Origin of the sequence: Thermus sediminis, from assembly GCF_003426945.1 — a bacterium.
GTDB lineage: Bacteria > Deinococcota > Deinococci > Deinococcales > Thermaceae > Thermus > Thermus sediminis.
Window position 1 is genome coordinate 1,488,158 of the sequence record NZ_QURO01000004.1, and the last position, 12,684, is coordinate 1,500,841.

Genomic DNA, 12,684 nt, shown 5'->3' on the forward strand with positions numbered 1-12,684 from the left:
CGCGGGGATTGAGGAGGAGGAATGGCCTTCTTGAAGGAAAAAGCGGTTTTGGTCCTCGAGGACGGCACCCTTTACCACGGCTACGCCTTCGGGGCCCGGGGGAAGACGGTGGGGGAGGTGGTCTTCAACACCGCCCAGACGGGCTACCAGGAGATCCTGACCGATCCCAGCTACCACGGTCAGATCGTGGTCATGACCTACCCCCACCAGGGCAACTACGGGGTGAACGTCTACGATATGCAGAGTAACCGCCCCTGGGTCCGGGGCTTCGTGGCCAAGGAGTTTAGCCGGATCGCCTCCAACCCCAGGGCCCAGCAGACCCTGGGGGAGTTCATGGAGTTCTACGGGGTGGTGGGGATCGAGGGGATAGACACCCGGGCCCTGGTGCGCAAGATCCGGGAAGGGGGGGTGCTGAAGGGGGCCATCGCCCACGCCACCCTCTACGGGAGCCCCGACCACGCCTTCACCGAGGAGGAGCTAGAGGCCCTACGGGAAGAGGCCAAGGCCTGGACGGACATTGACGGCCGGGACATGACCCCCGAGGTCTCCACCCCCCTGCCCTACGCCTGGCCCACCCTGAAAAGCGGCCGGCGCATCGTGGTCATGGACTTCGGCATCAAGCACGCCATCGTGGAGAACCTGGCCCAGATGGGCTTTGAGATCCTGGTGGTGCCGGGCAAGACCCCGGCCAGCCAGATCATGGCCCTGGAGCCCCACGGCCTCCTCATCAGCAACGGCCCCGGGGACCCCTCCATGCCCCGGTACGCCCACGAGACCATCTGGAAGCTCATGGGGCTTCTCCCCACCTTCGGCATCTGCCTGGGGCACCAGCTTTTGGCCCTGGCCGCCGGGGGGCGGACCTACAAGATGAAGTTCGGCCACCGGGGGGCCAACCACCCGGTGAAGAACCTAAAGACGGGGAAGGTGGAGATCACGAGCCAGAACCACGGCTACGCGGTGGACATAGACTCCTTAAAGGACTTCCGCCCCACCCACATCAACCTCAACGACGGCACCCTCGAGGGCATGGCCCACGCCCGCTACCCTGTCTTCTCCGTCCAGTACCACCCCGAGGCCGCTCCCGGGCCCCACGACGCCCTCTACCTCTTCCGCCGCTTTTTGGAGGAAGTGGAGGCCTTCCACGGGGCCACGGGCCTCCCGGTGGAGAAACAGCGGGCGGACCAGCACGGGATTTAAACCCCGCCGTGGCTTTTGCCACGGTGGGGGCCCCAGTTAGTAATCCATGCCCCGGATGTTTCCCTCCTCGTCCACGTCTATCCCCAGGGCCTGGGGGAGTTTGGGCAGGCCAGGGAGGGTTTCAATCCCCCCCATGTAGACCACCACGAACCCCGCCCCCAGGCGGCACCGGAGGTCCGTGACCCGCACGGTGAAGCCCGTGGGGCGGCCCCGGAACCTGGGGTTGTCGGAGAGGGAGGTGGCCGCCTTGGCCACGACCACGGGCAGGGCCTCGCACCCCTCCTTCTTGGCGGCCTTGAGGGCCTTCCTGGCCTCCTCGCTCCACTCCACGCCTTGGGCGCCGTAGACCCGCTTGGCGATGGTCTCCACCTTGGCCTCCAGGGGGGCCTCGAAGGGGTAGAGGGGGCGGTAGCTGTGGGGAAGCTCCAGGGCCTCCAGCACCCTCTCCGCCAGCTCCAGCCCCCCTTCACCTCCCTTGGCGTAGACCTCGCTTAAGGCGAAGGGTAACCCCCGCTCCTCGGCGAAGGCCCGCACCAGGGCGATCTCCTCTTTCGTGTCCGAGGGGAAACGGTTTAGGGCCAGGACGGGCTTGTAGCCAAAAAGCTCCACGTTCTCCACGTGCTTGGCCAGGTTGGCGAGGCCCCTCTCCACCGCCTTGGGGTCGGGCATCCCGTAGGCGTCCTGCCCCCCGTGGTAGCGGAGGGCCCTTAGGGTGGCCACCAGGACCACAGCCTCGGGGATGAGGCCCGTGGAGCGGGCCACCACGTTCATGAACTTCTCCAGGCCTAAATCGGTGGCGAAGCCCGCCTCCTGGACCACGTAGTCCCCAAGGCCTAGGGCGAAGCGGCTCGCCCGCACGGAGTTGGTGCCGTGGGCGATGTTGCCAAAGGGGCCCATGTGCACGAAGGCGGGGTTCCCCTCCGCCGTCTGCACCAGGTTGGGGAGGAAGGCCTGCCGGAGAAGGGCGGCCATGGCCCCCACCGCCCCCAGGTCCCCGGCGTAGACGGGCTTGCCCTCGTGGGTGAAGCCCACCCGGATCCTCCCCAGGCGGCGCTTCAGGTCGGGGAAGTCCTGGGCCAGGCTCATGAGGGCCATGACCTCGCTGGCCGCGGTGAGCTCAAACCCCCCCTCCCGAGGCACCCCGTGGGCCCTGCCCCCAAGGCCTAAGACGATGCGCCTTAAGGCCCGGTCGTTCACGTCCACGGCCCGCTTGAGCTCAATGCGCCTGGGGTCCAGGCCTAGCTCGTTCCCCTGGTGCAGGTGGTTGTCCAAAAGGGCGTTTAAGAGGTTCACGGCGCTGGTCACCGCGTGGAAGTCCCCGGTGAAGTGGAGGTTGATCTCGTGCCGGGGCTCGAGGCGGGCCCTCCCACCCCCCGTGCCCCCTCCCTTAACCCCGAAGACCGGGCCCAGGGAGGGCTCCCTTAGGGCCAAAGCCGCCCTTTTCCCCAGCCGCCAAAGGGCGTCCACCAGGCCGATGGCCGTGGTGGTCTTCCCCTCCCCCGCCGGGGTGGGGGTGAGGGCGGTGACCAGGATCAGCCTCCCCTTGGCCTTGGGGGGCTCGCCCTGGACCTTGGCCATATGGGGGCCGTAGGGGTAAAGCCGCTCCCGGCCTAGGCCCAGCTTTTCCGCCACCTCCTCTATGGGTAAAAGGGCTTCCCTGACGGTCACGCCCCAAGCCTACACCAGGGCCTAGGGAGAGAAGTCCCGGTTGCCCCCGGAGAGGAGGAGGGCGAGGGTGTAGGGAAGCCTCTCCCCGTGCTCCAGGACCGCCGCCAGGGGCAGGGCCCCGGTGGGCTCCACCACCTGCTTGGTGCGGGTGAAAAGGAGGCGCTCGGCCTCGAGGAGGGCCTCCTCGCTCACCGCGAGGACGCCGTCCACCCTTTCCCGCATGACCCGGAAAGGAAGTTCCCCCACGGCCAGGGTCCTAACCCCATCGGCCCGGGTCCTGGGGGCTTCTTCCAGCCGGACGATCCTCCCTTCCAGGAGGCTCCTCCTGGCGTCGTCCGCCCCCTTGGGCTCTACCCCCAGGACCAGGGTGGTGGGGGAGAGGGCCTTCACCGCCGTGGCGATGCCGGCGATGAGCCCCCCGCCCCCCACGGGCACCAGAACGGCCTCGGGGAAGACGCCCCTCTTGCCCGCCTGGGCCAGGAGCTCTAGCCCAGCCGTCCCCTGCCCGGCCATGACCAGGGGGTCGTCAAAGGGGTGGATGAGGGCGTAGCCCGTCTCCTCCTGGAGGGCCTTGGCCACCTCCTCCCGGTTCCTGGCCGTGACCCCCTGGTCCACCACCTCGGCCCCGTAGGCCCGGGCTGCGGCCTTCTTGAAGGGGCTCGCCTCCTCCGGGACCACGAGGAGGGCCTTCACCCCGAGGACCCGGGCGGCGTAGGCCACGCCTAGGGCGTGGTTGCCGCTGGAGACAGCCAGGAGGCCCTTGGGGTTTTCCAGGGCGAGGGCCTTGGAGAGGGCCCCCCGGGCCTTGAAGCTCCCCGTCTTTTGCAGGTGCTCGGCCTTGAGGAGGAGGCGCTTTCCCATAAGCTCGTCCAGGAGGCGGGAGGTGAGGAGGGGGGTGCGGTGAGTGTAGGGGGCGATGCGCCCAAGGGCGGCGTAGAGGCTTGCGAGCTCCATGCCCCCATCATGCTGGACACCGGGGCCAACCGGCGCTAGAGTGGTAGGGGTATGGACTTCCTCTACACCTTGGTCATCCTCTTCTACCTCGGCGTGGCGGGGCTTCTGGTCTACCTGGTCCTGGTGCAGGAACCCAGGCAAGGGGCCGGGGACCTCATGGGGGGGTTTGCCGACCTCTTCTCTGCCCGGGGCGTCACGGGGGGGCTTTACCGCCTTACCCTCCTCCTGGGGGTGGTCTTCGCCGCCCTGGCCCTCCTCATCGGCCTCTGGCCCCGTTGACAAGAGGGCCCTACCCCGGTACCATAGGCGTTGCCTGGGGCCGTGGCGCAGTTGGGAGCGCGCCTCAATGGCATTGAGGAGGTCAGGGGTTCAAATCCCCTCGGCTCCACCAGGGAAGCCCCCCGCAAGGGGGGCTTTGGCTTGCGGGAAGGCCCAAGCTTGGGTATAGTGGAAGACCGGTAGGCCCATAGGGCCCAAAAGGGGCGGCCATGTTCGCGATCGTCAAGACAGGCGGAAAGCAGTACCGGGTGGAACCCGGCCTCAGGCTCCGGGTGGAGAAGCTGGACCTGGAGCCTGGGAGCCAGGTGGAGCTTCCCGTCCTCCTCCTCGGCGGGGAGAGGACGGTGATGGGGGCCCCGTTGGTGGAGGGGGCCAAGGTGGTGGCCGAGGTTCTGGGCCACGGCAGGGGCAAGAAGATCACCATCTCCAAGTTCAAGGCCAAGGTGCAGTACCGCAGGAAGCGGGGGCACCGCCAGCCCTACACGGAGATCCTCATCAAGGAGATCCAGGGGTGAGCCATGGCGCACAAGAAGGGACTCGGTTCCACGAAGAACGGCCGCGACTCCCAGGCCAAGCGCCTAGGGGTGAAGCGCTACGGCGGCCAGATGGTGAAGGCGGGCCACATCCTGGTGCGGCAACGGGGCACCCGGTTCAAGCCGGGGAAGAACGTGGGCATGGGCCGGGACTTCACCCTCTTCGCCCTGGTGGACGGGGTGGTGGAGTTCCAGGACAAGGGGCGGCTAGGCCGCTTTGTGAGCGTCCGCCCGCTGGGCTAAAGACCCCTTGACCTTCCAGGACGTTCTCCACATCACCGTCGCCGCCGGTAAGGGTGGCGACGGCGCCGTCTCCTTCCGCCGCGAGAAGTTCGTCCCCAAGGGGGGGCCGGACGGGGGGGATGGGGGGCGGGGGGGAAACGTCTACCTGCGGGCCAAGGGGAGCGTGGACTCCCTCTCCGAGCTCTCCAAGCGCACCTACAAGGCCGAGGACGGGGAGCACGGCAAGGGAAGCGGCCGGCACGGCCGGGCGGGGCGGGACCTCTTCATTGAGGTTCCCCGGGGCACCCGGGTCTACGACGCCGACACGGGGGAGCTTCTGGCGGACCTCACCGAGGAGGGGGAGACCGTCTTGGTGGCCCCGGGCGGAGAGGGGGGGCGGGGGAACGCCCACTTCGCAACCCCTACCCGCCAGGCCCCCCGCTTCGCCGAGGCCGGGGAGGAGGGGGAGAGGAGGAGGCTCCGCCTCGAGCTCATGCTCATCGCTGACGTGGGCCTCGTGGGCTACCCCAACGCGGGGAAGTCCAGCCTCCTCCGGGCCGCCACCCGGGCCCAGCCCAAGGTGGCCCCCTACCCCTTCACCACCCTGAGCCCCCACCTGGGGGTGGCGGAGGTTTCGGAGGGGAGGCGCTTCACCCTGGCGGACATCCCGGGGATCATCGAGGGGGCGAGCCAAGGGAAGGGCCTGGGCCTGGAGTTCCTGCGCCACATCGCCCGCACCCGGGTCCTCCTCTATGTTCTGGACGCAAAGGAAGCCCCTCTGGAGGCCTTTCGTACCCTGCGGAAAGAGGTGGGAGCTTACGATCCTGGCCTCCTCCGGCGGCCGAGCCTCGTGGCCCTCAACAAGGTGGACCTCCTCACCCTGGAGGAGGTGGCCGCCAGGGTGGCGGAGCTTTCCCCGGAAGGGCTTCCCGTCCTCCCGGTGAGCGCCCTCACCGGGGAGGGGGTGCCGGAGCTCCTCGAGGCCCTTCACGCCCTGGTCCAGGCCGCGCCCGCCCCGGAGCTTCCCAAGCCCACCCCCCGCCAGGAGGTCCAGGCGGGGGTGGAGGTGGTGCCCCTCGAGGAGGGGGTGTACGAGGTTCGGGCCCCGGAAGTGGAGCGCTACCTTAGGCGCCTCAAGGGGGACCTCGCCGAGGCCGCGGGCTACCTGCAGGAGGTCTTCCGGCGCCACGGAGTGGAGGCCGCCCTTAGGGCCAAGGGGGTGCGGGCCGGGGACGTGGTGCGCATGGGCGGCCTGGAGTTTGAGTACATCCCGGAGGTGTAGGTGCGTCTGGGCCTTTTCGGCGGCAGCTTTGACCCCATCCACCTGGGCCACCTCATCGCCGCGGAGGAGGCGGCGGATGCCTTGGGCCTAGACCGGGTCCTCTTCGTGGTGGCCGCCCGCCCGCCCCACAAGACCCCCGTGGCCCCTCCCGAGGCCCGCTACGAGATGGTCCTCCTGGCCACCGCCGAGGAAGGGCGGTTTTTCGCCTCCAGGCTGGAGCTGGACCGCCCCGGGGCCAGTTACACCGTGGACACCCTCCTGGAGGCCCGCAGGCTCTTCCCCGAGGCCGAGCTCTTCTTCATCACCGGGGCCGACGCCTATCGGGATGTCCTCGCCTGGAAGGAGGGGCACCGCCTTGTGGAACTCGCCACCCTGGTGGCCGTGGCCCGGCCCGGCTATTCCCTGGAGGGTGTGCCGGTGCCGGTGGTGCCCCTTCCGGTGCCCGAGGTGGGCATCTCCAGCACCGAGATCAGGAGGAGGATCGCCCAGGGGAGGAGCGTGCGCTTTTGGGTGCCGCGGCCCGTGGAGGTATACCTTGAAAAGCACGGTCTCTACCGCTAGCCTGGCCGAGAAAGTGAAGGCCTTGGTCAAGCCCGAGCGCTTCGCCCACATCCTGCGGGTGGCCCACCTGGCCCGGGAGATCGCCGAGAGGAACGGCCTGGACGGGGAGAAGGCCTACCTAGCCGGCCTCCTCCACGATGCCGCCCGGGATCTGCCCGAGGGGGCGCTTCTGGCCCTGGCCCCCCCGGAGAACGAGGTGGAAAGGGCCCACCCTCTCTCCCTCCACGGTCGGGCGGCCCGTCGCCTAGCGGAGAGCTGGGGGGTGGAGGACGGGGAGGTCTTGGAGGCCATAGAGGGCCACGTCTACGGGGTGGACCCCGGGAACGCCTTGGGGATGGCCCTCTACATTGCCGACATCTCCGAGCCCGGACGGGGGGTCAATGGGGAGATCCGGGACCTGGCCCTTTCGGGGAGGCTAGGGGAGGCCTACCGCCTGGCGGTGGTCAACAAGGTGAACCATCTCCGGCGGAAGGGTATCCCCATCCATCCTCGGACCCTAGAGGTGTACCATGGCCTCGGGAATGCGTCCTAGGCCTTCCCTCCTCCTCTTGAGCCTGGTCCTCTTCGCCTTGGGTGCGGTCCTTTCCCTTCCCCGAAGCCAGGCGGAGGAGGCGATCCGCCCCAAGCGGATGGGGGTTCTGCCCCAGATGGGGGTGGTGGTGGCGGGCCGGGACATCGAGTACTGCGGCCACCACACCCCTTGCGGCCCGGGAAGCCGTACGGACACCATCTTCTACCTGCGCCTCATAGGGAGCGAGGTCAGGGGGGTGGCCATCCCCCGGGACCTCTTCAGCCCCGTGGCCCGGGGTAGGATCAACGCCGCCTACGCCCGGGGCGGGGCGGAGCTTCTGAAGCGGGCGGTGGAGGAGGCCACGGGCCTGGTGGCGGAAAGGCACCTCGTCCTCACCCTGGAGAGCGTGGCCCGGGTGGTGGACGCCCTGGGGGGCGTGGAGGTGGTCCTGGAGAGGCCCATGCGTTACACGGACCGGGCCGCCCGGCTCTTCATCGACTTCCCCGCAGGCCGCCTCCACCTCACGGGGGAGGAGGCGGTCAAGTACATGCGCTTCCGCCACGACGCCCTAGGGGACTACGCCCGCCTGGACCGGATCAAGGGGGTGATGGGCCAGGCCCTGAGGAGGGCGCAGAACCCCGCCACCTGGCCCGCTCTGGTCCTGGCTTTGGGGGAGGCCTGGCGGGAGCTGGACACGGACCTGACCCTGGAGGAACTCCTCCCCTACCTGCCCTCGGTGCGAAGCCTGAGGCTTTCCCTCGCCACCCTGCCTACCCGGGAGGGACCGAGCGGTTTCCTCTACGTAGACCAAGCGGCCATGGCGGCCTTCCTGGAGGGATTTTTCGGGGCCGTCCCCCCTTCCTCCCCCCCCCGGGTGGCCGTGCGCCTCAGGGGGGTTCCGGAGCTTTTGGCCTGGGCCCAGACCTTCTTGGCCCACGAGGGGATCCTGGCCGAGCTAGAGGTGGCGGAGGTGGCGCAAAGCGGGGTGTACACCAAGGACCCCGAGGCCGGGGCCTACTTCGCCGACCTCTTTCACCTGCCCCTCCTTTTCCCCCACCGGCCCGTGGCGGGGGTGGTGGTGGAGTTGGGCCAAGACCTGCTACAATAAGCCTTGGATGGTGAAGACCAAGGAGGCGTTGGATCTGGTCGGGCGCATCAAGGATCTCCTTTGGGAAAAGAAGGCGGAAGGCGTGGTGGCCCTGGACCTGCGCAGGGTATCGGAGAGCCTGGACTACTTCGTCCTGGCCAGCGCCGCCAGCACCCCCCACCTGGAGGCCCTGGAGCGCCACCTGGAGGAGAAGCTCAAGGAGGAGGGCCTCCGCCCCCGCCCCACGGAGGGGCAGAGCCCCCGCTGGGTGGTCCTGGACTACGGGGAGGTGGTGGTCCACCTCATGACCGAGGAGGCCCGGGACTACTACGACCTCGAGGGCTTCTGGGCCGACGCCGATAGGATCTAGAGGAGCTCGCAAAGGGCTCCCAGGTGGGGATTCAAGCAGGGGAGGGGTGTGGGGCCGCTCCACGCCGCTTGCGTCCAAGCCCCTTCTTCCCGAAAACCGTGCTCCTAAGCGGAGGGGGCGCAGGGTTTTCCCCGGTTCGGCCGTTTATTTTATGCGCGGCGGGGCCAAAGGCCCCATGATGAAGCGCTGGAAGATCAGGTAGAAGCCCAGGTAGACCAGAAGCTGGAACCAGAAGCTCTCGGCGAAGGGTACCTGCAGGGCGGTCGCGAGCAGGATGAGGCTCAACGCCGCCATCATGACCAAGGCGGTCCGCAGGAAGATCCCGGGGAAGTACTTTAGGGCCTCGCGAAAGGTCTTGGGGCGCCTTTCCTGCCACTCCCTAAGGGCCTTTTTCTTAAGCTTGTCCTCGCGCCTCTTCTTGCCCACGGGAAAAGTATACTGAGGCCCGTGAAGGTGGTGCGTGCCGTGGCCGACCTGTGGGGGGCCCTGCCCCAGGGAGGGGTGGGCTTTGTTCCCACCATGGGCTACCTTCACCGGGGGCACCTGGCCCTAGTGGAAAGGGCCCGCCGGGAAAACCCCTTCGTGGTGGTGTCCATCTTCGTCAACCCCTTGCAGTTTGGCCCTGGGGAGGACTACCACCGCTACCCCCGGGACCTCTCCCGGGACTGGGCCCTCTTGGAGGAGGCGGGGGTGGATCTCCTGTTCGCCCCGGGGGTGGAGGAGATCTACCCCCGGGGTTTCGCCACCCGGGTCCAAGTGGAGGGTTCCCTCACCGCCCTTTGGGAGGGGGAGGTCCGCCCCGGGCACTTCCAGGGGGTGGCCACGGTGGTGGCCCGGCTCTTTCTCTTGGTGAGGCCCGAGCGGGCCTACTTTGGCGAAAAGGACTACCAGCAGCTTCTTGTTATCCGCAAGATGGTCAAGGATCTGGGCTTCCCCCTCGAGGTGGTGGGGGTGCCCACGGTGCGGGAGGAGGATGGCCTGGCCCTCTCCAGCCGCAACGTCTACCTCTCCCCGGAGACCAGGCAGAAGGCTTCTGTCCTGTACCAGGCCCTTCTGGCCATGCGGGAGGTGGCCCTCTCGGGGGGTGGCGTGGCCGAGGCCCTGGAAGCAGGGGAGAGGGTCCTAGAGGGGGTGCCCCAGTTCCGCCCCGACTACCTGGCCATCGTCCACCCCGAAACCCTCCTGCCCCTTTCCCGCATCCTTCCCGGAGCCCGGGGCCTCGTGGCGGGGCGGTTCCCCGAGGTCAGGCTCATCGACAACCTGGAGGTGTACCCGTGAGCGAGGCCTTCCCGCAAGAGGGCAGGCAAAGCCTCTTGGAGATGCTCAAGGCCATGGTCCAGGCCCGGGCCTCGGACATCCACCTGCAGGCGGGGGCCCCACCCATGGTCCGGGTGGACGGCAAGCTCAGGCCCCTCACGGGCCGCCCCCTCACCCCCAAGGACACCGAGGCCATCGCCAAGGCCCTCCTCACCCCGGAGCAACAGGAGGAGCTGGAGTACCGCAAGGAGATGGACTTCGCCTACACCATCCCCGGGGTGGCCCGCTTCCGCTGCAACCTCATGAGGCAGCGGGGAAGCTTCGGCCTGGTCATGCGCGTGGTCTCCGAGGTCATCCCCAGCTTTGAGGCCTTGGGCCTGCCCCGGGAGACCCTGGAGGGCTTGGCAGCCAGGGAAAGGGGCCTCATCCTGGTCACGGGGCCCACGGGAAGCGGCAAGAGCACCACATTGGCCGCCATCATTGACCACATCAACCTGCACTATGCCAAGAACATCATCACCATTGAGGACCCCATAGAGTTCCTGCACCGGCACAAGAAGAGCTTGGTGGTCCAGCGGGAGGTGGGCCTGGACACGGACAGCTTCTACTCCGGGATCAAGTACGCCATGCGCCAGGACCCGGACGTAATCCTGATCGGGGAGATGCGGGACAAGGAAACGGTGGAGGCCGCCCTCATGGCCGCCCAGACGGGCCACCTGGTCCTCTCCACCCTGCACACCCTGGACGCTTGGCGCACCATCAACCGGGTCATTGACTTTTTCCCCTTGCACGAGCACGGGCAGGTGCGGATCCTCCTGGCCGAGTCCCTTCTCGGCATCCTCTCCCAGAGGCTCCTGCCCCGGGCGGACGGGACGGGGCGGGTCCTGGCCCTCGAGGTCCTCATCGCCACCCCCTACGTGCGGGAGCTCATCAAGGACGAGGACAAGACCCCCCAGATCAAAGAAGCCATGATGGAGGGCTCCATCCACGGGATGCGCACCTTTGACCAGCACCTGGTGGAGCTCTACAAGGAGGGCCTCATCTCCCTGGAGGACGCCCTTTCCGCCGCCACCAGCCCCCACGAGTTCCGGCTCCTCCTCACCAAGGCCACGGGGCAGGCCTACTGAGTATCCCGCCTTGGCCCTCGCCGTATCCCGCCTTGGCCCTCGCCACGGCGGGGGCCCCGGAAAGCGCCCAGGCGGGCTCCGCGCGTTGGGCAGCCTGGGCGCGGGCACTTGGATTTCCACGCTTCCATGGGGGTCCGGGTATAATCCGGGCCGGAGGTGCCTATGCTGGTCACGGGTTTGGAGATCCTGAAGCGGGCGCGGGAAGGGGGCTATGGGGTGGGGGCCTTCAACGTGAACAACATGGAGTTCCTCCAGGCGGTCCTCGAGGCCGCCGAGGAGGGAAGAAGCCCGGTGATCCTGGCCCTCTCCGAGGGGGCCATGAAGTACGGGGGCCGGGCCCTGACCCTCATGGCCATAGAGCTGGCCAAAGAGGCCCGGGTGCCGGTGGCCGTCCACCTGGACCACGGGTCTAGCTACGAGGGCGTGCTGAAGGCCCTCCGGGCGGGCTTCACCAGCGTCATGATCGACAAGTCCCACGAGGACTTTGAGACCAACGTAAAGGAGACCAAGCGGGTGGTGGAGGTGGCCCACGCCGTGGGGGTCACGGTGGAGGCGGAGCTGGGGCGGCTTGCCGGCATTGAGGAACACGTGGCCGTGGACGAGAAGGACGCCCTCCTCACCAACCCCGAGGAGGCCCGCCTCTTCATGGAGCGGACGGGGGCCGACTACCTGGCGGTGGCCATCGGCACCAGCCACGGGGCCTACAAGGGGAAGGGGAGGCCCTTCATCGACCATCCCCGGCTGGAGAGGATCGCCAAGCTGGTCCCCGCCCCCCTGGTCCTCCACGGGGCGAGCGCCGTGCCCCCGGAGCTGGTGGAGCGCTTCCGCGCCTCGGGAGGGGAGATCGGGGAGGCTGCGGGCATCCACCCCGAGGACATCCAGAAGGCCATCTCCCTAGGGATCGCCAAGATCAACACCGACACCGACCTGCGCCTAGCCTTCGCCGCCCTCATTCGGGAGACCCTCCATAAGAACCCCAAGGAGTTTGACCCCAGGAAGTACCTGGGCCCGGCCCGGGAGGCGGTGAAGGAGGTGGTGAAGAGCCGCATGGAGCTCTTCGGCTCCGTGGGCCGGGCCTAGGGGGCTTTTCCAAAAACCCCTCTGCGCTTTGGGCGGGCCTTTTGGGGGGTATTTAGTCCCAGGCGATCCTCACCCCGGGGAAGGCTAGGGGTTCCGCCCCCTCCCCGGGGAGGGAAATCCCATGCTCCGTGTACACCCCCTCCTTGGGGTGGCGGAAGGCGGGGAGGAGGTTCCGTTCCAGGTCCAGGGGCCAGACCTAGGGAATGCCCGCTCTGGCGTAGATGGGAAGCTTTCTTCCTTGGTCGTGGTCCGCCCCCTCCACGAGGAGGAGGACATCCTCCGGGGTGGGGAGGGCCTCTCCGGAGTCCCTGGGCCTTAGGAGGGCCAGGTCCGGCCGGGGTTCCGAGTGGGGAGGGATGCGGACGGGGTTTTGGGGCTAGACCCCCCTGGTCTCCCAGGGCCTCCAGGAAGGCCCGGAGGGGCTTTGCCACCTTCCGGGCGTGCTTGGCATCTCGTAGACCTCCCCCTCCAGGAGCTCCACGTTCTTGACCCCCTGGAAAAGCCTTTCCTAGGTCTCCAAACCGAAGCGGTACCAGGTGGCCATGCCCTCGGCGTA

Annotated in this window: 15 protein-coding genes, 1 tRNA gene and 1 pseudogene; 13 read left to right on the forward strand and 4 right to left on the reverse strand. The window is 68.2% G+C overall.

Going from position 1 to position 12,684, the window contains the following annotated elements:
• Positions 1–21: 21 nt before the first annotated feature.
• Positions 22–1,197, forward strand: a complete 1,176-nt coding sequence (carA, locus tag ATI37_RS08625) for a glutamine-hydrolyzing carbamoyl-phosphate synthase small subunit (RefSeq protein WP_117237993.1) — start codon at positions 22–24, stop codon at positions 1,195–1,197.
• 36 nt (positions 1,198–1,233) lie between these two features.
• Here the strand turns inward: carA and ATI37_RS08630 are convergent, their stop codons facing one another.
• The gene (locus ATI37_RS08630; RefSeq protein ID WP_117237994.1) at positions 1,234–2,865 is read right to left on the reverse strand and encodes a formate--tetrahydrofolate ligase; all 1,632 of its coding nucleotides are present in this window, start codon (positions 2,863–2,865) and stop codon (positions 1,234–1,236) included.
• Positions 2,866–2,886: 21 nt separating this feature from the next.
• On the reverse strand, positions 2,887–3,819 hold the full coding sequence (locus ATI37_RS08635) for a threonine/serine dehydratase (protein WP_117237995.1): 933 nt from the start codon (positions 3,817–3,819) through the stop codon (positions 2,887–2,889).
• A gap of 51 nt (positions 3,820–3,870) precedes the next feature.
• On the opposite strand from ATI37_RS08635, the gene secG reads away from it, so the two are divergent.
• The 9 genes from secG (at position 3,871) to rsfS (ending at position 8,664) form a co-directional block, all read left to right on the forward strand.
• On the forward strand, positions 3,871–4,098 hold the full coding sequence (gene secG / locus ATI37_RS08640) for a preprotein translocase subunit SecG (protein WP_117237996.1): 228 nt from the start codon (positions 3,871–3,873) through the stop codon (positions 4,096–4,098).
• A 36-nt stretch (positions 4,099–4,134) separates the two neighbouring features.
• Positions 4,135–4,210, forward strand: a tRNA-Ala gene (locus ATI37_RS08645).
• A gap of 97 nt (positions 4,211–4,307) precedes the next feature.
• Complete coding sequence (gene rplU, locus ATI37_RS08650) at positions 4,308–4,613, forward strand: 50S ribosomal protein L21 (protein WP_117237997.1); 306 nt, start codon at positions 4,308–4,310, stop codon at positions 4,611–4,613.
• Between the two features lie 3 nt (positions 4,614–4,616).
• Positions 4,617–4,874: a 50S ribosomal protein L27 gene (rpmA, locus tag ATI37_RS08655; RefSeq protein ID WP_117237998.1), complete on the forward strand. Its 258-nt coding sequence runs from the start codon at positions 4,617–4,619 to the stop codon at positions 4,872–4,874.
• 7 nt (positions 4,875–4,881) lie between these two features.
• Complete coding sequence (gene obgE / locus ATI37_RS08660) at positions 4,882–6,135, forward strand: GTPase ObgE (protein ID WP_117237999.1); 1,254 nt, start codon at positions 4,882–4,884, stop codon at positions 6,133–6,135.
• Positions 6,136–6,696 (forward strand): nicotinate-nucleotide adenylyltransferase, encoded by a 561-nt coding sequence (nadD, locus tag ATI37_RS08665; RefSeq protein WP_117238000.1) that lies wholly within the window; start codon positions 6,136–6,138, stop codon positions 6,694–6,696.
• On the forward strand, positions 6,671–7,228 hold the full coding sequence (gene yqeK, locus ATI37_RS08670; RefSeq protein ID WP_117238001.1) for a bis(5'-nucleosyl)-tetraphosphatase (symmetrical) YqeK: 558 nt from the start codon (positions 6,671–6,673) through the stop codon (positions 7,226–7,228). Before nadD ends, yqeK begins: the two co-directional genes overlap by 26 nt.
• The gene (locus tag ATI37_RS08675) at positions 7,218–8,315 is read left to right on the forward strand and encodes an LCP family protein (protein ID WP_117238002.1); all 1,098 of its coding nucleotides are present in this window, start codon (positions 7,218–7,220) and stop codon (positions 8,313–8,315) included. The genes yqeK and ATI37_RS08675 overlap by 11 nt, the downstream gene beginning before the upstream one ends.
• Positions 8,316–8,322: 7 nt before the next feature.
• Positions 8,323–8,664 (forward strand): ribosome silencing factor, encoded by a 342-nt coding sequence (gene rsfS, locus ATI37_RS08680; protein WP_117238003.1) that lies wholly within the window; start codon positions 8,323–8,325, stop codon positions 8,662–8,664.
• 144 nt (positions 8,665–8,808) lie between these two features.
• On the opposite strand, the gene ATI37_RS08685 is transcribed toward rsfS, so the two are convergent.
• Entirely contained in the window at positions 8,809–9,090 is a 282-nt protein-coding gene (locus ATI37_RS08685) for a hypothetical protein (protein ID WP_117238004.1), read from the reverse strand.
• Positions 9,091–9,111: 21 nt separating this feature from the next.
• Between ATI37_RS08685 and panC the strand changes: the two genes are divergently transcribed.
• The 3 genes from panC (at position 9,112) to fba (ending at position 12,128) form a co-directional block, all read left to right on the forward strand.
• Positions 9,112–9,942, forward strand: coding sequence for a pantoate--beta-alanine ligase (panC, locus tag ATI37_RS08690; protein WP_117238005.1), 831 nt, complete (start codon positions 9,112–9,114; stop codon positions 9,940–9,942).
• Positions 9,939–11,048 carry a type IV pilus twitching motility protein PilT gene (locus ATI37_RS08695; RefSeq protein WP_117238006.1) on the forward strand — a complete coding sequence of 370 codons (1,110 nt, stop codon included), beginning with the start codon at positions 9,939–9,941 and terminating at the stop codon, positions 11,046–11,048. The genes panC and ATI37_RS08695 overlap by 4 nt, the downstream gene beginning before the upstream one ends.
• Before the next feature lie 162 nt (positions 11,049–11,210).
• Positions 11,211–12,128 (forward strand): class II fructose-1,6-bisphosphate aldolase, encoded by a 918-nt coding sequence (gene fba, locus ATI37_RS08700; RefSeq protein ID WP_117238007.1) that lies wholly within the window; start codon positions 11,211–11,213, stop codon positions 12,126–12,128.
• A gap of 52 nt (positions 12,129–12,180) precedes the next feature.
• Here the strand turns inward: fba and ATI37_RS12650 are convergent.
• Positions 12,181–12,672 (reverse strand): annotated as a pseudogene (locus tag ATI37_RS12650) (Uma2 family endonuclease).
• Between the last annotated feature and the right edge of the window lie 12 nt (positions 12,673–12,684).